The organism is Halomonas sp. McD50-4, assembly GCF_022348135.1.
Lineage (GTDB): Bacteria > Pseudomonadota > Gammaproteobacteria > Pseudomonadales > Halomonadaceae > Vreelandella > Vreelandella piezotolerans.
Map to the genome: position 1 here is coordinate 484,158 of NZ_JAKRFG010000001.1, position 19,032 is coordinate 503,189.

Genomic DNA, 19,032 nt, shown 5'->3' on the forward strand with positions numbered 1-19,032 from the left:
GCTACTCCTCTTCGTCGCTGCCCTCTTCCACGCGTAAAAACGTGCGACGATAGTGGGCCAGTTCCGCGATCGACTCCTTGATGTCGTCCATGGCCAAGTGGGCGTTTTGCTTCTTGAAGCCCGCCAGCGCACCAGGGTTCCAGCGCTTGGCCAGCTCTTTGACGGTCGAGACATCCAGGTTGCGGTAGTGGAAAAACGCCCACAGTTCGGGCATTTCCCGCTCCAAAAAGCGGCGGTCCTGGTGAATACTGTTGCCGCACATCGGCGAAGAGCCCGCAACGACGTACTGGCGTAAGAAATCGAGTGTCTGACGCTCTGCTTCTTGCGTCTCGACGGTGCTCGCTTTCACGCGCGCCACCAATCCAGACTCACCGTGAGTTTTCTGGTTCCAATCGTCCATATTGGCCAGCAAGCGATCGGGCTGCTTGACGGCGATCACCGGCCCTTCTGCCACGACCTTCAAACGAGCATCGGTGATCAGTGTCGCCACTTCGATAATACGCTCTTTGTCCGGTTCCAGACCGGTCATTTCCAAATCGATCCACACCAACAGGTCACTACGCGGTGCGCCGTTTTGCTCGCTCATTACATTCATTCCTTGGTCAGGGTCGCCCTTGTTTCGGCGCAGTGAACAAAAGTGTCGCTTATCTTGCGCCAACCCGCACCCCATACAGGACAGTGGGCCGCCTAGATGGGTACAATGCCCTCTATTGTAACGATCATCGGGTGGTCATGAGCAAACGTAAATTAAGCCGTCAGCAGCAGTGGCGCGTCGAGAAAATCCAAGCCGAACGCGCCCAGCGTGCCGAAAAACGTGATGCCAAGGACGCCGAAAAGCTCTCCGCGGGCGAATATGGCCCCGAACAGCCGGGCCGCGTCATGGCCCATTTTGGCCGCACGCTGGAAGTTCGTGACGCCGACGGGACGCCCATACGCTGCCACCTGCGCGCCAACCTCGAGGGTTTGGTGACCGGTGACCGAGTCATCTGGCGGGCAGGCCAGGACGGCTCGGGGGTGGTCGTTGCCCGCGAAGAGCGCGACAGCATCTTAAAGCGTCCCGACCCCCGCGGTCAGCTCAAGCCGGTCGCGGCCAACATCGACCAGCTGCTGATCGTGTTTGCCGTGGAGCCCGCGCCCCACCCCAACCTGATCGACCGTTATCTGGTCGCTGCCGAAGCGACGGGAATCGCGCCGGTACTGGTACTCAACAAAACGGATCTGCTGCCCGACGATGGCGGCGAACTAGGTAAGCTCTTGGAGCGTTATCGTGCGCTGGGCTATCCCGTCATACGCACGACAACGGCCAATCCCCACGGTTTGGATGCGCTGCGCCAGCAGTTAGAGGGGCGCACATCGGTCTTCGTCGGCCAAAGCGGGGTGGGCAAGTCTTCATTGATCGACCTGCTCTTGCCCGATGAAACCCTACGCATTGGCGCGCTGTCGGAAGATTCACGCAAAGGGACCCACACGACCACCACGGCAAGGCTCTACGCCATGCGCCGCGACGAGGTCAGCAATGGCGAGCTGATCGACTCACCAGGGATTCGGGAATTTGGTCTGATCCATCTGGACGAGCAGGACGTAACCGAGGGCTTCATCGAGTTTCATCCCTATTTGGGCCTGTGCCGTTTTCGCGACTGCCGCCACCGCAATGAGCCAGGCTGTGCTTTACTAGAGGCCGTCGAGGCAGGCAAGATTCATCCAGAGCGCTTTGCCAGCTACCGACGCATACTCGATAGCTTGAACCCGTAGTAACGAATTCTCCATGATGGGGTGGCATCGCTACACCCTGTCGTGTTCGTTTTACCATCCAGGACAGGGAACCGGACATGAGCACTGCCAGCCACTCATCAGAGCACAACCTACTCCCGCTCATCGTCGAGCCGGAGCAGCTACACGCGCACCTGCAGGCGCCCCAACTGCTCATCATCGACGTGCCCGTCAACGGCGACAGCTACCGCCAAGGCCACGTTCCTGGCGCCGTCTATCTCGATTTCCGCTACCTGATGCGCGGGGAAGGTCCAGTCCCCAATGACGTGCCATCGGTCGCATTTCTCTCTAGGCTGTTTAGCGCGCTGGGATTGACCCGCGACACCCATGTGGTGGCCTACGATGACGAAGGCGGCGGCTGGGCGGCACGGCTGCTCTGGACGCTGGAACTGATTGGCCACACCCGCTACTCCTACCTGAACGGCGGCATTCACGCCTGGCGTGACGCAGGGCTGGAAGAGAGCACCGAGCTGACCGCCCCGACACCCAGCGACTACCACGCCGAGATTCTCAACCCCAACGTCGCCATCACCTGCGACGAGATCAAAGAGAAGCTCGGCGACAAGCGGTTTGCCATCTGGGACGCCCGCTCCAAGGCGGAGTACGACGGCGAACGCGGTAATAACAAACACTTAGGACACATTCCTGGTGCAGTGAACATGGATTGGCTGGACGCCATGGATCGCAGCCGCGCGCTGAGAATCCGCGACTACGCCGAGCTGATGACCGAACTCAATGCGCTTGGACTCACTCCCGACATGGAAATTGCCACTCACTGCCAAAGCCATCACCGCAGCAGCTTTACTTGGCTAGTCGGCAAGGCGCTTGGCTTCAACATGCGCGGCTATGCGGGATCTTGGGGCGAGTGGGGCAATCGCGACGACACACCTATCGAGAAATGAAGACATTACTGTGACTCTTTCCCAAAAAGCCTTTTCACTGCTGCAGTACCCGCTGCCTCAGCACGCCCTATCACGCCTAACGGGTAAGTTTGGCCAGTGCGATCACCCTTGGGTAAAAAACACCCTGATCAATGCGTTCATCAAGCGCTTCAACGTGGATATGAGCCAGGCGCTCGAGCCAGACCCGACCGCCTACTCCACGTTCAACGACTTCTTCACCCGGGCGCTAAGAGCCGATGCGCGCCCACTGGGTGACGGTGTGCTGAGTCCTGCTGACGGCACGCTCTCTCAGTTTGGCCGCCTCACCACGGCGGGCATGCTAGTGCAGGCCAAGGGGCACACGTTTTCCGCTCAAACGTTGCTGGGCGGCGACAAAAGGTTGGCCGATGAGTTTTTGAACGGCAGCTTTGCGACGGTCTATCTCTCGCCAAGCGATTATCACCGCGTGCACATGCCGGTAACCGGCACGCTCCGGGAAATGATCTACGTGCCTGGGCGTCTCTTCTCGGTCAATCAAGCTACCGCTAACCATGTGCCCGGCTTGTTCGCCCGTAATGAACGCTTAGTCTGTATCTTCGATACCGAACACGGCCCGATGGCCATGGTGCTGGTGGGCGCCATGATCGTGGCGGCCATCGAGACGGTTTGGTCTGGTCAGGTCACGCCGCTGTCGGGCCACCCGCAGCGTATGCGCTTCGGGCAGCCCATCGTGCTGGAAAAAGGCGCGGAGATGGGCCGCTTCAAGCTGGGTTCCACCGTGGTCATGTGCTTTGCCAACCCCATTATGTTCGGCAACCATGCGCTAGGGACGAAAATCCAGATGGGCCAGTCCCTAGCGACAGCCACGCCTTAATGCAAGACGGCCAACGCTATTGGTCAGCAGTTGGCCGTCGAAAACGCCAAGACCTCTTCCAGACGTGCTTTGCCCAGCGCCAGCTGAATCAAACGATCCAGCCCTAGCGCTACGCCGGAAGAGGCGGGCAGCCCCTGCTCTAGCGCTGCCAGCAAATGAGCATCGACCTCCACTTCCGTCAGCCCTAACCGGCGGCGCTCGGCATTATCCGCATCGAAACGCTGGCGCTGCTCTTCGGCATCGGTCAGCTCATCGTAGCCGTTGGCCAGCTCGATGCCGTTCATGTATAGCTCGAAGCGCGACGCCACCCACTCACCGTCGGCATCCTGGTGGCGTCGCGCCAGCGCCGCTTGGCTCGCCGGGTAGTCGACGACCACGCTCAGTTCCTGCTGCCCAAGCGTGGGCTCGATGACCATGCCCATCAATAGATCCAGACACGTATCGCGCCCCTCTTCGGCTAGCGCTTGGGCCGACATATTGCCCCGCTGCGCCGCTAGCGTTCGCAGCGTTTCCAGCGACGTGGTGAACGGGTCGACTTCCAAGTGACGATGGAAAAGTTCACGATAACGATAGTGCACCACCGGGCCCGGTGAATGCGGCAGTACGTGCGCCACCAACGCCGTCGTTTCCTCGATCAGCTGTGCGAGTGTGAATCCAGGGCGATACCACTCCAGCATGGTGAATTCGATATTGTGTCGTGCCCCCACTTCACCATCACGAAAGCTTTTGGCCAGTTGAAAGATGGGGCCGCTGTCGGCTGCCAGCAGCCGCTTCATATGAAACTCGGGCGAGGTTTGCAGCCATAGTTTGCGCTGACCTTTATCCGTGCGGGCAAGCGTCGCTAGCGACACCAAATGCACATCGGTACTCCCCCCCTGGCCGAGCACTGGCGTCTCCACTTCCCATATGTCCCGCGCGGCAAAAAAGGCGCGCACCGTAGCGATCAAGCGAGCGCGCTCGCGCAAGGTGTCCACCGTTGCCGTTGGCTGCCAGTTCAGTGTCATTCCCTTCTCCCTAACAGCATAAAGCCACGCAATAGTATCGCGTGGCTTTATCAATGAAATGCTCGAGCGACTACGTCTGCCGCTTTGGTTATCGCGCGATCAAGCGCGTGATACGTACTCACCAGAACGGGTGTCGATTTTCAGGACTTCCCCCTGGTTAATGAACAGCGGAACGCGAACCACGGCACCTGACGACAGTGTGGCTGGCTTCGAGCCGCCCTGGGCCGTATCGCCCTTCAAGCCGGGATCGGTTTCGACTACTTCCAGCTCGATAAAGTTGGGCGGCGTGACCGAGATCGCCTTGTCGTTCCAAAGGGTCAGCGTATACGGCACCTGCTCTTTGAGCCATTTTTCAGTATCACCGAGCGCTTTTTTCTCGACGGCATACTGCTCGAAAGAGCCGTCGGTCTTCATGAAGTGCCACATATCACCGTCGGTGTAGAGGTACTCCATTTCCAGGTCCATGACGTCGGCACCTTCCAGCGAGTCGCCAGACTTGAACGTACGCTCACCGACACGACCCGTCATCAAGTTGCGCAGCTTGACGCGGTTGAACGCTTGGCCTTTACCCGGCTTGACCAGCTCGTTCTCGACGATCGAGCAAGGGTCGCCGTCGAGCATTACTTTCAGACCGGCCTTGAATTCGTTGGTAGAATAGTTCGCCATAATGTTTCTCAATCATCCATTTCAGTTATTGGCTTCGACAGGTGATGCGCGATGCCATACGTTGCCTATGGCGTCGCTCAATAAGTGCGCGCATGATAACCCGAAGGAGGGCTTTTTTGCAGGAGAACATCATTATTGCCGCGTCTGAAGCGCAAAGCCATCGTGACGCACGGGTGCCTTCCACTTGGCAGCAGCAGCTTACTCACGCCATTCGCGACCCACAAATACTGTGTGAACGGCTGGGTTTGAGCCGTGACTGGCTAGCGGGCGCTCGAATAGGGCATGACCTTTTCGACGTGTGCGTGCCGGAAGCGTACCTCACACGAATCGCCCATGCCGACATCAACGACCCCTTGTTGCGCCAAGTGATGCCGCTAAGCGAAGAGGCGCTGACGCCTCAAGGCTACGTCGTCGATCCTCTGGAAGAGGCCGACCATCGGCCAGCGAAAGGGTTGATCCATAAGTATGCGGGCCGGGTGCTGCTGATCGCCAGCCCTAACTGTGCGATCAACTGTCGTTACTGCTTTCGCCGCCATTTCCCCTACAGCGATAACTCCCCCTCAAGAGCGCAGTGGCAGGAAGCACTCGACTACCTACGTAGCGACACGACCCTACACGAGGCAATTTTGTCGGGTGGTGACCCGTTGGCGGCCAATGACCGCCAACTGGCCTGGCTGGTCGAACAGTTAGAAAGCATTGCTCACCTCAAGCGACTGCGCATTCATACCCGTCTACCGGTGGTGATTCCTGACCGAGTAGATGACGCTTTACTCAGCTGGCTCACATCGACACGCCTGCAAACGGTCGTGGTATTGCATATCAACCACGCCAACGAGATCGATCAGGCGGTCGTCGATGCCTGCGCGCGACTCAAACGAGCGGGCGCAACGCTCCTCAACCAGAGCGTGCTGCTGCGCGGCATCAACGATGACGTCGCCACCTTGGCAGCGCTGTCGGAGCGGCTGTTCGAGGCAGCCATTCTGCCCTACTACCTGCATGTACTCGATCCTGTACAGGGCGCTGCCCATTTCGATGTGCCCGACGACGAAGCCCGCGACTTGGTGGCTGCACTGCGCGATCATTTGCCCGGTTTTTTGATGCCGCGCCTGGTGCGGGAGATCCCCGGAAAAGGGAGTAAAACGCCGCTGTGATACATTTGGTAAAACTGCGGCTCTCAGTAGCTCGGGTGACTCAGCAATGAAGCGACGAACGAGACGTTAGTTTACATCTTTCAGATAGGCCCAGCGTACAGCCACCAGTCATCCGCCGTGATGAGCAACACCTCCTGCCTATGCTTGGGCCTCTAAGGTTTGATCAACAGAGCCTTCATAAATACTGGGTAAACCAGCGACGCTCTGCACATGTATTGAAATAATGAGCGTTTTAAATAGCTACTTCTCGTCATTGATCCGCGATGACGCCTCCTTCGAAAGCTGTTCCGGGGATGCCGCCGACCAAAGAGGCCTAGTCTTGTCGCAAGTAGAACCATATCAGGCACCCAACATGCACGCGCTATCCCTCTGCTTACGAAAACGGGATAGGCGACTTTGGAGCCTTTGCATGTTTCCAAATCGTAAGGATGAGGTTTTCTGCTAGGTTTATAAGTCTAACTCTGCTTGATGCGGCGTTAGATTTCAGATCAGGAACCACCCACGGCAGGAGGCCAACTCGTCATGTCGTCATCTTTTCCCTCAAAATCGGGCGCGATCGTCCTGCTAATCGCGTCGCTTACGGGGCTTGCCATCGCGCTGTATGCCTATTTTACTCCACTGACCGGCGTCACTGGAACACTCGGTGCATTGGTAGCCATCTTGGCCTGTCTCGCGCTTGCCATATTGGCCCTGCTACTGGCGTCTACTCAAGGTCCCGGCACTGCCATTTTCCTACGGATACTCATTCTGCTGGGTCTCGGCGGCACGGGATTCACCGCTGTGCTACTTCATCAATGGTGGATAGGCGTAGCCATGGTAGTAGGCCTAATAGGCCTGATACTCGACCTGATGCGCCCGTCGCGCCTTGCGCATTCTTAAGGAGCTGCTCATGACGACCCGTTTATCCCTCTCCAGCGCTCCACTGATGTCCTTTAAGCCTGGTTTAAGCGCGATGACCGCTTTGACCCTCGTCCTAACTCCGTTGCCGCTCATGGCTCAGGAGGACTCAGTCGAGAACGAACCATCAACAGCGCAAGACAATGCTTCATTGGAAACAGCTTCTAGCGCCTCGCCCATCCCATTGGTACCTGAAGAGCCCATCTGGGACAGCTTCCACGGCCAGCTCAACGCCCAGAAGTACAGCCCGCTCGATCAGATCACTGCAGATAACGTCGCCGATTTGGAAAAAGTCTGGGAGTTGCATACGGGCGATGTGGCCGATGGCTCAGGCGATCTGCCCGCGACGGTTTGGTCAGCCACGCCGGTGTTTGCCAATGATACGCTGTACATCGGCACGCCGTTTTACCGGATCCTGGCACTTGACCCTGCAAGTGGTGAAGAGAAATGGAGTTTCGATACACAATCCTCCTTGGAAGCTCTCACCCAGCCCGCCTTGAAGAATCGCGGTGTCGCCTATTGGGAGGCGACTGATTCAGAAGCAGGCGAGCCCTGCCAAAAAATAATCTACATGGGCACCATGGATGCCCAGCTGTTTGCAGTCGACGCCGATACCGGCGAACAGTGCGCAGACTTTGCCGAGAACGGCGTGCTCGACGTCAATCAATGGAACGACACCCACGATAAATGGCCCTTGTCATTACTGCAGCCACCCACCGTTGTGGGCGACCACTTGATTCTTGGCTGGGCAGGCAATGATTGGGCCTATGAGCAGGCGCCCCCTGGCACGGTCTTCTCCATCAATGCGCGCACTGGCGAGCGCGAATGGACATTCCAGGCGCTCTCTGATGAGGTGCGAGAGCAGAGCGGAACGGCTAACGTGTGGACACATATGTCCGCTGATGAAGAGCTAGGGTTGGTATATTTACCCGTGTCTTCGCCATCGCCCAACTACTGGGGCGGCAATCGCACCGAGGAAGTGCCCTTAGGAACATCCACCACCGCCGTGGATATCGAGACAGGCGAGGTGGTGTGGTCACGCCAATGGGTTCACCACGATATCTGGGATTACGATACCGTTGCGGCCCCGACGTTGATGGACATTACCGTCGATGGTGAAGAGATCCCGGCGCTGCTTCAGGCGACCAAAATGGGCTTTCTCTTCGTGGTGAATCGCGAAACCGGCGAAGACGTGTGGCCTATCGAAGAGCGGCCAGTGCCGAGCGGCGACGGTAGCGTCGAAGGTGAGGTTTACGCGCCCACCCAGCCATTCCCGACCAAACCGGTACCGCTGTTGGATCAATCCGAGAAACCCAACGTTTGGGCGCTTGCCGACGCAGTCAGCTTTGGCGAATGCTCGGCGCTCTGGGATGAACTCCGCTACGAAGGCATGTACACCCCACCGACGACTCAAGGTGAAGGCACGCTGGGCTATCCCATTAGCGCCGGCGGCGTGCAGTGGGGTGGAGTGGCCTTCGAGCCTGACAGCCAGACCGCTATCGTCAATACCTCGCACATCGTGCAGTACATCAAGCTATATGAGCGCGAGGCCTATGAAAAAGCAGATAGCGGATCAGGCAACGAAAGCGGCTTCGCCCCTCAGGAAGGAGCGCCCTACGGTATGCGTTTGGAAGTCGCGCTCAATCGCTGGGGCATGCCTTGCTGGGAGCCGCCCTTCGGCGAACTCGTTGCCATCGATATGACCACGGGAGACATCAAATGGCGCCGCCCAATGGGCGTTTCTCAACAGTATGGCTTCTTCATGCCCGAACGTTGGGGCTCGCCTACCATTGGCGGTCCAGCCGTCACCGCAGGTAACGTCATTTTCATCGGCGCCTCGATGGATGCCAAGGTACGTGCCTACTCGCTGGAAACCGGTGAGGAGCTATGGTCGGACCAAACCGAAGCCCCTTCCGTCTCCAACCCCGCGGTCTATGAGTACGAGGGCCGGCAATACGTCGCCTTCGTCTCTGGTGGCAATACCATTCTGAAAAATCAGGTAGGTGATCAGATCGCCGTTTACGCCCTGCCAGAATAGCGTCGGCGGTTGAGGCATCCATTAACGGAGCGGCCTATAGGGGGCAGCTCCGTTTTGATTAACGCCCACTGTCAGTGCGTTGATATCCTTTTTGGAGGAATCGTCTGAGCATTTATCCCAATGTCGCTGCCGTCACGTTCGCCGCTGCGGGCTGAGTGGAACAGTGGCGATTAATGGCGCTCAGCACTCCCTTCATGGAGGCGCTGGTGATGCTCTCATCGGTGCCTACGCCGAACACCGCTTTGCCATCGATACGCACCTCGACGTAGGCGATGGCCTCGGCATCGGCTCCCTGGCCACGGGAGTGCTCGTGGTAGTCGATGATTTCCACCTCTTGCCCGCTTGCCACCAGCGCTTTGATGAACGCGGCCAGCGGGCCGTTGCCTTCGCCGGTCAGAGTTTGCCGCTGACCACCATTCTCGACCGTCGCTTCCAGCGCCACTTTAGGGCTATCTGGCTCGGACGAGAGGCGATGGTTGACCAGTGCCAGGGGTGAATGCTGTTCCAAGTATTCGTCGGCGAAGGCTTGGTAGATCATCTGCGAGGTGATCTCTTTACCCGTGCGGTCGGCGACTTCCTGGACCACTTGGCTGAACTCGATAGAGAGTCTGCGCGGCAGTTCGATCCCGTACTCCTGCTCTAGTAAGTAGGAGATACCGCCCTTGCCCGACTGGCTATTCACGCGAATGACCGCTTCGTAGCTACGGCCAACGTCTAGGGGGTCGATGGGCAAGTAGGGAACATCCCACGGCGCCTCAGGGTGAACGCGACGGTCGGCCATGCCCTTTTTGATGGCATCCTGGTGAGAGCCCGAGAACGCGGTGAAGACCAGATCGCCCACATAGGGGTGACGTGGATGAACGGGCAACTGGTTACAATACTCGGCCTCACGCATGATGGGAGTGATGTTGGAGAAGTCGAGCTGCGGGTGAACGCCTTGGGTATACATATTCATCGCCAGCGTGACGATATCCACGTTACCCGTACGCTCGCCGTTGCCAAACAGCGTGCCCTCGACGCGATCCGCTCCCGCCATCAGCGTTAGCTCGGCGGCCGCCACGCCAGTGCCACGGTCGTTGTGCGGGTGAACGCTGACGATCAGGGTATCGCGCTTTTTCACATGGCGGCAGAACCACTCGATCTGGTCGGCGTAGTTGTTCGGCGTGGCGACTTCCACCGTGGCCGGCAGGTTGACGATCATTTTATTGTCGACGCTAGGGCCAAAGGTATCCATCACCGCCTCGACGATCTCGACGGCGAAGTCCATCTCGGTGGTGGTGAATAGCTCGGGGGAGTACTGAAAAGTCCAGTTCGTCTCCGGGTTGGCCGCCATCAAGTCACGAATCTGCGCCGTCGCTTCGACAGCAATCTGCACGCACTCGGTTTTATCCACGTTGAACACCACCCGACGAAACATCGGGTCGGTGGCATTGTAGACGTGAACGATGGCGTTCTTGACGCCCTTCAACGCCTCGAAGGTGCGCTCGATCAAGTGTGGACGCGCTTGGGTCAGGACCTGAATGGTCACGTCCTCAGGAATTTTGTCTTGCTCGATCAGCGAACGTACGAAGTCGAAGTCGGTTTGCGAGGCGGAAGGGAAACCCACTTCGATCTCTTTGAAACCGATTTTCAAGAGCATGTCGAACAGGCGCTGTTTACGCTCTTGATCCATCGGATCGATTAGCGACTGGTTGCCATCGCGCAGGTCCACGCTGCACCAGATGGGCGGTGTGTCGATACGCTGGCTTGGCCACTGGCGGTCAGGCAAGTCCACGGCCACGAAGGGGCGATACTTTTTAGAGGGGTCGGACAGCATCATAGTGGCGCTCCTGTCGTTAATCGGTTGTCGCAGAGTCTGAAGGGCGATGTGGAGGCGTCGTAGCTGCATGACGCTCTGCCATGGCGGCTTCCATACGATCGAGCTGCATTTTCAGCGAGTGGACGTCATCACGCAGCGCCTGCAGCTGTGCCGGATCGCCTTCCTCATGGTCGGCATCGAGTTGCGCGCTCTCTTTTTGCATCACGTCCAGCACGATACCTATCATCATATTAAGAAAAATAAACGCCGTAAGAAAAATGAACGTCAAGTAGTAAATCCAGCTCCAAACGTACACTTCCTGAGTGGCGTACATCACGTCCGTCCAGTCCTCGAACGTCGCAATGCGAAACAGCGTCAACATGGCAATGGAGATGTTGCCCCATAAAAACTCATCCACGTCGTGAAAAAGAAAGCTTCCCAGCGCCGCATAGATATAAAAGATGATGAACATGAGCAGCACGACGTAGCCCATGCGGGGAATCGACTTGACCAGCGCCGCGAGCAGCATCTGTAGCTCGGGAATCATCGATACCAAGCGCAGTACACGGAAGATCCGTAGCAGTCGCGCTAGCAGCACCATCTCCGAATCGTCCATAGGAATCAGGCTGGCGGTGACGATCAAAAAATCAAAAACGTTCCAGCCCTTCTTAAAAAAGCTGACTAAGTTGCGCTCGGCTGCCATTCTGATCAGAATCTCGACCAGGAAGAACACCGTGACGGCAACATCCAGATAGAGCAACCACTGCTCTATTCGGGACGTTTCTTCGTAGGTTTTCGCGCCAATCACCAGCGCAGAGATCACGATAATGGAAATGACCAACCCTTCAAAAAACTTGTTGCTACGCAGCTTTTCAAAGCGGGCTTGCCAGGTATTAAAGGGTTCACTCATGGAGCAAGGAGTCTCTTAACGATTAACGTCGACACTTTATACTAAAATCACGCACCTTCCATACAAGTGATATCCTGTTGTTTCACTTGATGTATCTTCGCCTCCTGGGCAACGCTCGTTGCTTGGGTGACTTTTTGATTTTTTGCGCTGGATGACCTCATGACACTGCTGTGGATGGCCTTACTGCCGTTACTGGGCGTACTGGTGCCGGCACTGACTGCCCAACGCGGCCGCACTTGGTGCTCGCTTGCCACGGGCATACTGCCAGCAACGGCGCTACTACTCACGCTGCTGCAAATTCCGGCCCTGCTGGAGGGCGAAGCGCTGCGTTTTGCAGCCGACTGGATGCCCGCCCTTGGCCTGGAGCTGGCGTTTCGCCTTGATGGCCTGTCGCTGCTTTTCAACCTGCTCATACTGGGCATAGGACTGCTAATTCTATTGTATGCCCACTTTTATTTGGCAAGCGATGAGCCTTTTGGACGTTTTTACGCCTTCTTGATGCTGTTCATGGCATCGATGGTCGGCATTTCCATGTCCGACAATTTGATCCTACTTTGGCTGTTCTGGGAGCTGACCAGCCTATCGTCGTTTCTGCTGATTGGTTTTTGGTCCTACCGAAGCGATGCTCGTAAAGGGGCACGCATGGCACTGACCGTGACCGGTGCAGGCGGACTGGCTCTGCTGGCGGGCCTGCTTCTGCTGGGCGATATGGCGGGCAGCTACCGCATGGATGTCGTGCTGACTAGCGGCGCTGCCATCGTCGAGGATGCGCGCTACCCCCTGATGCTGGTGCTAGTATTATTGGGGGCGTTCACCAAGTCCGCACAGTTTCCTTTTCAGTTCTGGCTTCCCCACGCCATGGCGGCTCCTACGCCGGTATCGGCTTACCTGCACTCGGCCACCATGGTGAAAGCGGGCATTTTTCTCATGGCGCGTTTGCATCCGGCCATTGCCGATAGCGCGCTGTGGAGCGTGATCGTGCCACTGGTGGGTACCATCACGCTGCTCTATGGCGCGTGGTTTGCGCTGTTCAAAACCGACTTGAAAGGCATTTTGGCGTTTTCGACTGTCAGCCACTTGGGCTTGATCACCGTACTGCTGGGGATTGGCAGCCCCATGGCCGTGCTGGCGGCGCTGTTCCATATCCTGAACCACGCCACCTTCAAAGCAGCGCTGTTCATGAGTGCGGGTATCATCGACCATGAAACCGGCACCCGGGAGCTGAAGCAGCTTGGCGGGCTAAAAAAAGCGATGCCGGTCACCGCCCTGCTCACCACCTTGGCCGCCGCCGCCATGGCGGGGGTACCGCTGTTCAACGGCTTTTTATCGAAAGAGATGTTTTTTACCGAGACACTCGCCACTCCCGTGCTGGGCGGCTTGAGCTGGGTACTGCCCGCGTTGGCGGCGCTGGGCGGCATTCTCTCGGTGGCATACTCACTGCGACTGGTCCATGCGGTCTTCTACAAGCCCGCCCGCGAGAAGACGCCCAAAGCCCCTCACGAGCCGCCTCACCTCATGCGTTTGCCCGTGGAGCTTTTGGTTGCGCTATGTGTCTTGGTGGGCCTATTCCCTGCTTTTTTTGCGACCGGTATTTTGGAGCTAGCCACCCACGCCGTGTTGGGTGAGCCGTTATCGTTCTATCTCGCCATCTGGCACGGCGTGAATTTGCCATTGATGATGAGCTTGCTCGCCTTTGCAGCGGGCATTGCCATGTACTGGCGCCATGCCGATCTGCGTCGTTTCATGCAGCCCTTCGACAGCGTCGATGCCCGTCGCGTTTTCGAGCGTTTGATCCTTTCCACCGGCTATCGCGCCGAACAGGTCATGACCAAGCTGGAAGGCAATTCGCTACAGCGCTACATGGGCTGGTTACTGGGGGCCGCTCTACTCATGGGGGTGATCGGTCTTGCCAGCATCCAAGAACTGACGGGGAGCCAAGGCAATCAGCCCATCGATGGCGTCGTACTGCTCGGCGCAGGCATGCTGATGTTTGGAGGTGTCGCTACTGCAGCCACCCACCGCTACCGTTTGATATCACTATTGATGCTGTCGGTAGTGGGCCTGTTCGTCGCCCTGACCTTTGCCCGCTTCTCCGCACCGGATCTCGCGTTGACCCAGCTGTCAGTCGAGGTCGTGACGATGATTTTGCTAATGCTGGCACTCTTCTTTCTGCCGCAAAAAACACCAACCGAATCGAGTCCGATGCGCAACGTACGCGACATCCTGCTAGCCGGTGCGCTGGGCCTCGTGGTGGCCAGTTTGAACTACGCGGTGATGACTCGCGAGACGCTTTCGATTTCCAACTTCTTCGTGGAGAACAGCAAGCCTGGCGGCGGCGGCTACAACGTGGTCAACGTCATCCTGGTCGACTTCAGGGGCTTCGATACGCTGGGCGAAATTACCGTATTGGCGATTGCCGGCCTGGCCATTTTCAAACTGCTCAACCGCCTGCGCCTGTTCATGCCACACAGCGATGGCGAGGGGCGCGTCTGGTCACCGGATCGCTACCCGGCCATTTTGACCTCGATCTCCATGGCACTGCTGCCGTTGGCACTGCTGGTATCGGCCTTCATCTTCTTACGCGGCCATAACCAGCCCGGCGGCGGCTTCATTGCCGGTTTGATCACCGCGGTTGCGTTGATCCTGCTGTACATGGCGCGGGGCGTCGAGTGGGCACAGGAGCGCCTGAACTTTCCCTTCCAGCCCGTCGCCGTGGTCGGTGTGGCCATTGCCACCCTCACCGGGCTGGGTAGTTGGCTGCTGGGTTACCCCTTCCTAACCTCGTCGTTTGGCTATTTCAGTCTACCGCTGATTGGCACGTTCGAGCTTGCCACGGCGCTGCTGTTCGACTTGGGTGTGTATCTTGCGGTGGTGGGCGCCACACTGATGATTTTGGCCAATTTGGGCAAGGTGACGACACCGCACCGACCGGTGACCGATCCGAAGATGTCCGACCACCACGACACGCCGAACGAAAAGGAGTCCCACTAATGGAAATGCTCTACGCCATCACCACGGGCGTTTTGACCGCCTGCGGGCTGTATCTGACGCTGCGTGGAAGGACGTTCCCGGTCGTGGTGGGCCTTACGCTGCTCTCTTATGCAGTCAATCTGTTCTTGTTCTCCATGGGCGGGCTGACCACGGATGGCGCCGCGTTAGTCAATGAGGGCTCTCAGTTCGCCGACCCGCTTCCTCAAGCACTGGTCCTCACCGCCATCGTCATCGGCTTTGCCATGACGGCGTTCGTCGTCATTCTCGCCATGCGGGCGCGTAGCGAAGTCGGTAACGACCACGTGGATGGTAAAAAGGAAGACCGCGAATGATTCAGCATCTGATTGTATTGCCCGTGGTACTGCCGCTGGTCGCAGGTATTTTGTTGCTTTACCAACGCCAGGGGCTCGTGCATTACAAGCGCGCCGTCAGTGTCGTTGCCACGTTTCTATTGCTGCTAGCTTCGATTGCCCTGCTGCACCAAGCCGCCAGCGGCGATATCACCTACTACGCGTTGGGCGACTGGCAACCCCCGTTTGGCGTCGTACTGGTGCTCGACCGCCTCTCCGCGCTGATGGTGCTCCTGACGTCTCTGTTAGCCGTGGGCGCTGTGGTGTTTGCCTGCGGTGGCGACGACGAGAAAGGCAGTAACTTCCACGGCTTGTTCCAGTGGCAGTTGCTGGGTATCAACGGCGCGTTCTTGACCGGCGATCTGTTCAACTTGTTCGTTTTCTTCGAAGTGCTGCTGTTGGCTTCCTACGCACTGCTGCTACACGGCGGCGGCAAAGCGCGCATTCAGGCCAGCGTTCACTATGTGGTGCTCAACCTGGCAGGCTCGTCGCTGTTCTTGATTGCGGTTGGCATTCTGTACGGGGCCACCGGCACGCTCAATATGGCGGATATGGGCTATAAAATCGCCAGCCTGCCCGCCGAGCGTGAAGGGCTTGTAACGGCCGGTGCGTTAATGCTGCTGGTGGTATTTGGCCTGAAAGCAGCCATTTTGCCGCTCTATTTCTGGCTCCCCCGCGCCTACGCAGCGGCACCTGCCCCGGTGGCAGCCCTGTTTGCCATCATGACCAAGGTGGGTATCTACGCCATTCTTCGGGTCTATTCGCTGATGTTTGGCGAGCAGGCAGGCGGGCTCGTCGCGCTGGAACAGCCGTGGGTATGGTGGCTAGCCCTTGCCACCTTGGCAGCGGCTGGCGTAGGCGTGATGGCCGCCCGTGACCTACGCCTGTTGGTGGCTTACTTGGTGTTGATTTCGGTTGGCACGCTGCTGGCGGGTGTAGGCATGCGCTCCGCCGAGGCCACGTCTGCCCTGCTCTACTACCTCATCCACACGACCCTGGTGACCGGTGGCCTGTTCCTACTGGCGGAAATGATTGGCTTACAGCGCGGCAAGGCCGGCACGCGGATCGTCAAAGGGCGCCCACTGGTACAAGGCAATGCGCTGGCGATCGCCTTTTTCATCGGTGCGATTGCCGTGGTGGGAATGCCACCGCTGTCGGGTGCTTTGGGGAAAGCGATGGTCCTGGTAGCGGCCGAGGGTACCCAGCGCGTGTGGCTATGGCCGCTGCTGCTGCTGGCCAGTCTCGCCTCGCTCATCGCCCTCTCCCGGGCGGGCTCGACGCTGTTTTGGCGCAGCCACCGGGGCAGCCCTAGCGGCAGTCCGCTATCCCGCTATCAGTGGATGGGCATGCTGTGGCTACTCAGCGCTGCGCCGCTGCTGGTGGCCTTTGCCGGGCCGGTAAGCAGCTACACCCAAGCCACGGGTGAGCAGCTTGCCAACCCTCAGCGATTGATCGAAACGCTGCTGCCCGACGCAGGAGAAACACCATGATTATCCCACGCAAATGGCTACCCACACCGGTGCTATCGTTACTGCTGCTTCTGGTATGGCTGCTCCTGGTACGCAGCTACGCTTTTGGTCAGCTGGTATTGGGGGGCGCGCTGGCCATAGTGATTCCTTTGTTGACCCATCGCTTTTGGGATGCCCGGCCACGTATCAACAAACCCATACTGCTACTGCGCTTTGGATTGCGAGTATTAGGCGATATCGTGACCGCCAATTTCGAGGTGGCGTACCTGATCGCGAACCCGTGGCGCAAACTCAAACCCCACTTCATCGAGTACCCCCTGATGCTGGAGGAGCGTTTTACCATCACGCTGCTCGCCAGCACGATCAGCCTGACGCCGGGAACCGTATCGGCCAACCTGCGTATGGATGGCAAATCCCTGCTGATCCATGCGTTGAATGTGGACGATGAAGAGGCGCTCATCGAGCAAATTCGCGAACGCTACGAACGGCCGCTCAAGGAGATTTACGAATGCTGAGTATTGCGCTCTATATCACCTTAGCGCTGGTGGTGATGGCTCTACTAATGAACCTTTACCGACTGACGGTGGGCCCCGACCTCCCTGATCGGGTGCTGGCGCTGGACACTATGTACGTCAACTCCATCGCCTTGATCGTGCTGCTCGGGTTATGGCTCAACAGTAAGACCTATTTCGAGTCGGCCCTGCTGATCGCCATGCTCGGCTTTATTAGCACCGTGGCCGTGTGCAAATACATTCTGCGCGGAGATATTATCGAATGAACCTGATCGATGGGGTGCAGTGATGCCATTTTTCGTTGAAGCGATCATTTCTTTGCTGCTGTTAGCGGGCGGTGTATTCGTATTCATCGGCTCGTTAGGTATGGCACACCTGCGCGATTTCTACATGCGCTTACATGGCCCTACCAAAGCCACCACGCTCGGCATCGGCTGCATGCTGATTGCCTCCATGGGCTATTTCTGGAGCGTCGATGGTAAACCGGATATCCAGGAGCTGCTGATCACGCTCTTCCTCTTCATCACCGCACCGGTCAGCGCCCATCTGCTGGCCAAAACCGGCCTTCATATGCAGTTGAAGCATACTCAAAAGACCCAGGGCAAACCGATTGAGTTACGTTCAGAAGAAGTCGGTGAGAAGCCGGTGCCCCACCCGGACAAAGGGCACGGCTAGGCATCGCCTCTCTCTGCGAGCGTTGGCATCTCGCCAGCGCTTTTTTTTGGTCGGCTGCTAAACCGCTGACCAAGCAGCAAAAGACTTGGCGATCAGCCTGAGAAGTACTCGACAGAAAGTAGTGGCAAATGCCACTTTCCGGTAAGCTCTTGCCGATCGATTTTATGAGGTAACGTAACTATGTGGCGCCTACTCAGGCTATCTGCACTTTCTTTGTCTGCCCTGATGCTTGCGGGCTGCTCCGACCCCAAGGTGGATACGAGCTCCATGCCTGCCGCGGTGGTATCGATCGAAAAAGTGCGCGAGTCGCTGCCCACTTACAAGCGCGACGAGTTCGATACCGCGGTCAAAATCATTGCCATGTCATCGTTTAGCGGTATCGATCCCTTCAATCCCCAGCGCATGAACGCGGCTGAAATTGCCGAATCGGCCAATGCGTACATGCATGGGCTGACAGGAGATGAAATCATCGAGCGCGCCGACAGCATGCTACGCGAACGACGCGCGCGTGAACGCGAGCAAGCGTTGCGCACGCTCAATCGTCTCGAAGCCAAACAGGCTAACGCTCAGCGTGACCAGGAGCGCTTGGCACAAATCCGCATCGATAACGCTCGCTACTACCTTGCCACTAGCCCCTTTGGCGCGCTGGAGCCAGTGATCGAATTGGCCGTAACGAATGGCACGGATCACGCTATCTCAGAGCTCATGCTGCGTGGGTTACTGGAAAGCCCCGAGCGGGATATCGCCTGGGTGGATCAAACCTTCTACTACGTGATTTCAGGGGGGCTAGCGCCCGGCGAAAGCGCCACCTGGAGCCTAGCGCCCAACCGTTTCGGGCCCTGGGGCAACGATCAAATTCCCCGCAATGCCGAACTATCGCTGACCCTCTTGGGCGTCAACGATGCCAACGGCGAGCCGCTATGGAACGCGCCACCGCTCACCGACAGCGAGACGGAACGACTCACATCGCTGCGCGAGGAGTATGAAGGAATACGCCCTCAAACCGCAGATAGCGGCGCTAGCGACGATTAACAGATAGCCACTCA

At 57.9% G+C, this 19,032-nt stretch carries 18 protein-coding genes; 13 read left to right on the forward strand and 5 right to left on the reverse strand.

Features of this window, described 5'->3' with window-relative positions; translation table 11 throughout:
• Nucleotide 1: 1 nt before the first annotated feature.
• Nucleotides 2-586, reverse strand: coding sequence for an oligoribonuclease (gene orn, locus MHM85_RS02315; RefSeq protein WP_153842844.1), 585 nt, complete (start codon nt 584-586; stop codon nt 2-4).
• Between the two features lie 146 nt (nt 587-732).
• On the opposite strand from orn, the gene rsgA reads away from it, so the two are divergent.
• From rsgA to asd, 3 genes are all read left to right on the forward strand, one after another.
• Nucleotides 733-1,752, forward strand: coding sequence for a small ribosomal subunit biogenesis GTPase RsgA (gene rsgA / locus MHM85_RS02320; RefSeq protein ID WP_219861133.1), 1,020 nt, complete (start codon nt 733-735; stop codon nt 1,750-1,752).
• Nucleotides 1,753-1,829: 77 nt separating this feature from the next.
• Nucleotides 1,830-2,672, forward strand: coding sequence for a sulfurtransferase (locus MHM85_RS02325; RefSeq protein WP_219861135.1), 843 nt, complete (start codon nt 1,830-1,832; stop codon nt 2,670-2,672).
• Nucleotides 2,673-2,682: 10 nt separating this feature from the next.
• On the forward strand, nt 2,683-3,525 hold the full coding sequence (gene asd / locus MHM85_RS02330; protein WP_153842841.1) for an archaetidylserine decarboxylase: 843 nt from the start codon (nt 2,683-2,685) through the stop codon (nt 3,523-3,525).
• 23 nt (nt 3,526-3,548) lie between these two features.
• On the opposite strand, the gene epmA is transcribed toward asd, so the two are convergent.
• Nucleotides 3,549-4,529, reverse strand: a complete 981-nt coding sequence (gene epmA, locus MHM85_RS02335; RefSeq protein WP_239284197.1) for an EF-P lysine aminoacylase EpmA — start codon at nt 4,527-4,529, stop codon at nt 3,549-3,551.
• A gap of 99 nt (nt 4,530-4,628) precedes the next feature.
• Nucleotides 4,629-5,195: an elongation factor P gene (gene efp, locus MHM85_RS02340; RefSeq protein WP_139527117.1), complete on the reverse strand. Its 567-nt coding sequence runs from the start codon at nt 5,193-5,195 to the stop codon at nt 4,629-4,631.
• Nucleotides 5,196-5,311: 116 nt separating this feature from the next.
• Here efp and epmB point away from each other — a divergent pair, with 116 nt between their 5' ends.
• The 3 genes from epmB to MHM85_RS02355 all read left to right on the forward strand — a co-directional run bounded on the left by epmB (nt 5,312) and on the right by MHM85_RS02355 (nt 9,281).
• Nucleotides 5,312-6,346 carry an EF-P beta-lysylation protein EpmB gene (epmB, locus tag MHM85_RS02345; RefSeq protein ID WP_239284208.1) on the forward strand — a complete coding sequence of 345 codons (1,035 nt, stop codon included), beginning with the start codon at nt 5,312-5,314 and terminating at the stop codon, nt 6,344-6,346.
• Between the two features lie 522 nt (nt 6,347-6,868).
• Nucleotides 6,869-7,225, forward strand: coding sequence for a hypothetical protein (locus MHM85_RS02350; protein ID WP_239284210.1), 357 nt, complete (start codon nt 6,869-6,871; stop codon nt 7,223-7,225).
• A 46-nt stretch (nt 7,226-7,271) separates the two neighbouring features.
• Nucleotides 7,272-9,281 carry a pyrroloquinoline quinone-dependent dehydrogenase gene (locus MHM85_RS02355; protein ID WP_239284494.1) on the forward strand — a complete coding sequence of 670 codons (2,010 nt, stop codon included), beginning with the start codon at nt 7,272-7,274 and terminating at the stop codon, nt 9,279-9,281.
• Between the two features lie 112 nt (nt 9,282-9,393).
• Here the strand turns inward: MHM85_RS02355 and leuA are convergent, their stop codons facing one another.
• Both leuA and MHM85_RS02365 read right to left on the reverse strand, forming a co-directional pair.
• The gene (gene leuA, locus MHM85_RS02360; protein ID WP_239284218.1) at nt 9,394-11,100 is read right to left on the reverse strand and encodes a 2-isopropylmalate synthase; all 1,707 of its coding nucleotides are present in this window, start codon (nt 11,098-11,100) and stop codon (nt 9,394-9,396) included.
• A 16-nt stretch (nt 11,101-11,116) separates the two neighbouring features.
• A complete protein-coding gene (locus MHM85_RS02365; protein ID WP_153842828.1) occupies nt 11,117-11,989 on the reverse strand; it encodes an ion transporter in 873 nt (290 codons plus the stop codon).
• Between the two features lie 159 nt (nt 11,990-12,148).
• On the opposite strand from MHM85_RS02365, the gene MHM85_RS02370 reads away from it, so the two are divergent.
• The 7 genes from MHM85_RS02370 to MHM85_RS02400 all read left to right on the forward strand — a co-directional run bounded on the left by MHM85_RS02370 (nt 12,149) and on the right by MHM85_RS02400 (nt 19,018).
• Complete coding sequence (locus MHM85_RS02370) at nt 12,149-14,980, forward strand: monovalent cation/H+ antiporter subunit A (RefSeq protein WP_239284229.1); 2,832 nt, start codon at nt 12,149-12,151, stop codon at nt 14,978-14,980.
• Entirely contained in the window at nt 14,980-15,312 is a 333-nt protein-coding gene (locus tag MHM85_RS02375) for a Na+/H+ antiporter subunit C (RefSeq protein WP_139527099.1), read from the forward strand. The genes MHM85_RS02370 and MHM85_RS02375 overlap by 1 nt, the downstream gene beginning before the upstream one ends.
• Nucleotides 15,309-16,820 carry a monovalent cation/H+ antiporter subunit D gene (locus MHM85_RS02380; protein WP_139527098.1) on the forward strand — a complete coding sequence of 504 codons (1,512 nt, stop codon included), beginning with the start codon at nt 15,309-15,311 and terminating at the stop codon, nt 16,818-16,820. Before MHM85_RS02375 ends, MHM85_RS02380 begins: the two co-directional genes overlap by 4 nt.
• Nucleotides 16,817-17,314, forward strand: a complete 498-nt coding sequence (locus MHM85_RS02385; protein WP_153842825.1) for a Na+/H+ antiporter subunit E — start codon at nt 16,817-16,819, stop codon at nt 17,312-17,314. The genes MHM85_RS02380 and MHM85_RS02385 overlap by 4 nt, the downstream gene beginning before the upstream one ends.
• Nucleotides 17,308-17,577: a K+/H+ antiporter subunit F gene (locus MHM85_RS02390; RefSeq protein ID WP_044629074.1), complete on the forward strand. Its 270-nt coding sequence runs from the start codon at nt 17,308-17,310 to the stop codon at nt 17,575-17,577. Before MHM85_RS02385 ends, MHM85_RS02390 begins: the two co-directional genes overlap by 7 nt.
• A gap of 22 nt (nt 17,578-17,599) precedes the next feature.
• A complete protein-coding gene (locus MHM85_RS02395) occupies nt 17,600-17,986 on the forward strand; it encodes a Na+/H+ antiporter subunit G (protein WP_139527096.1) in 387 nt (128 codons plus the stop codon).
• A 180-nt stretch (nt 17,987-18,166) separates the two neighbouring features.
• The gene (locus tag MHM85_RS02400; RefSeq protein ID WP_343218323.1) at nt 18,167-19,018 is read left to right on the forward strand and encodes a DUF6694 family lipoprotein; all 852 of its coding nucleotides are present in this window, start codon (nt 18,167-18,169) and stop codon (nt 19,016-19,018) included.
• The last annotated feature ends 14 nt before the right edge of the window (nt 19,019-19,032 follow it).

Excerpts from the sequence above, each read along its gene's own strand:
- leuA (WP_239284218.1), bottom strand. The coding sequence starts at position 11,100 with ATGATGCTGTCCGACCCCTCTAAAAAGTATCGCCCCTTCGTGGCCGTG.
- MHM85_RS02325 (WP_219861135.1), top strand. The coding sequence starts at position 1,830 with ATGAGCACTGCCAGCCACTCATCAGAGCACAACCTACTCCCGCTCATC.
- rsgA (WP_219861133.1), top strand. The coding sequence starts at position 733 with ATGAGCAAACGTAAATTAAGCCGTCAGCAGCAGTGGCGCGTCGAGAAA.
- MHM85_RS02385 (WP_153842825.1), top strand. The coding sequence starts at position 16,817 with ATGATTATCCCACGCAAATGGCTACCCACACCGGTGCTATCGTTACTG.
- MHM85_RS02400 (WP_343218323.1), top strand. The coding sequence starts at position 18,167 with ATGTGGCGCCTACTCAGGCTATCTGCACTTTCTTTGTCTGCCCTGATG.
- MHM85_RS02365 (WP_153842828.1), bottom strand. The coding sequence starts at position 11,989 with ATGAGTGAACCCTTTAATACCTGGCAAGCCCGCTTTGAAAAGCTGCGT.
- efp (WP_139527117.1), bottom strand. The coding sequence starts at position 5,195 with ATGGCGAACTATTCTACCAACGAATTCAAGGCCGGTCTGAAAGTAATG.
- MHM85_RS02380 (WP_139527098.1), top strand. The coding sequence starts at position 15,309 with ATGATTCAGCATCTGATTGTATTGCCCGTGGTACTGCCGCTGGTCGCA.
- MHM85_RS02370 (WP_239284229.1), top strand. The coding sequence starts at position 12,149 with ATGACACTGCTGTGGATGGCCTTACTGCCGTTACTGGGCGTACTGGTG.
- MHM85_RS02390 (WP_044629074.1), top strand. The coding sequence starts at position 17,308 with ATGCTGAGTATTGCGCTCTATATCACCTTAGCGCTGGTGGTGATGGCT.
- orn (WP_153842844.1), bottom strand. The coding sequence starts at position 586 with ATGAGCGAGCAAAACGGCGCACCGCGTAGTGACCTGTTGGTGTGGATC.
- MHM85_RS02375 (WP_139527099.1), top strand. The coding sequence starts at position 14,980 with ATGGAAATGCTCTACGCCATCACCACGGGCGTTTTGACCGCCTGCGGG.
- MHM85_RS02355 (WP_239284494.1), top strand. The coding sequence starts at position 7,272 with ATGTCCTTTAAGCCTGGTTTAAGCGCGATGACCGCTTTGACCCTCGTC.
- MHM85_RS02350 (WP_239284210.1), top strand. The coding sequence starts at position 6,869 with ATGTCGTCATCTTTTCCCTCAAAATCGGGCGCGATCGTCCTGCTAATC.
- epmA (WP_239284197.1), bottom strand. The coding sequence starts at position 4,529 with ATGACACTGAACTGGCAGCCAACGGCAACGGTGGACACCTTGCGCGAG.
- MHM85_RS02395 (WP_139527096.1), top strand. The coding sequence starts at position 17,600 with ATGCCATTTTTCGTTGAAGCGATCATTTCTTTGCTGCTGTTAGCGGGC.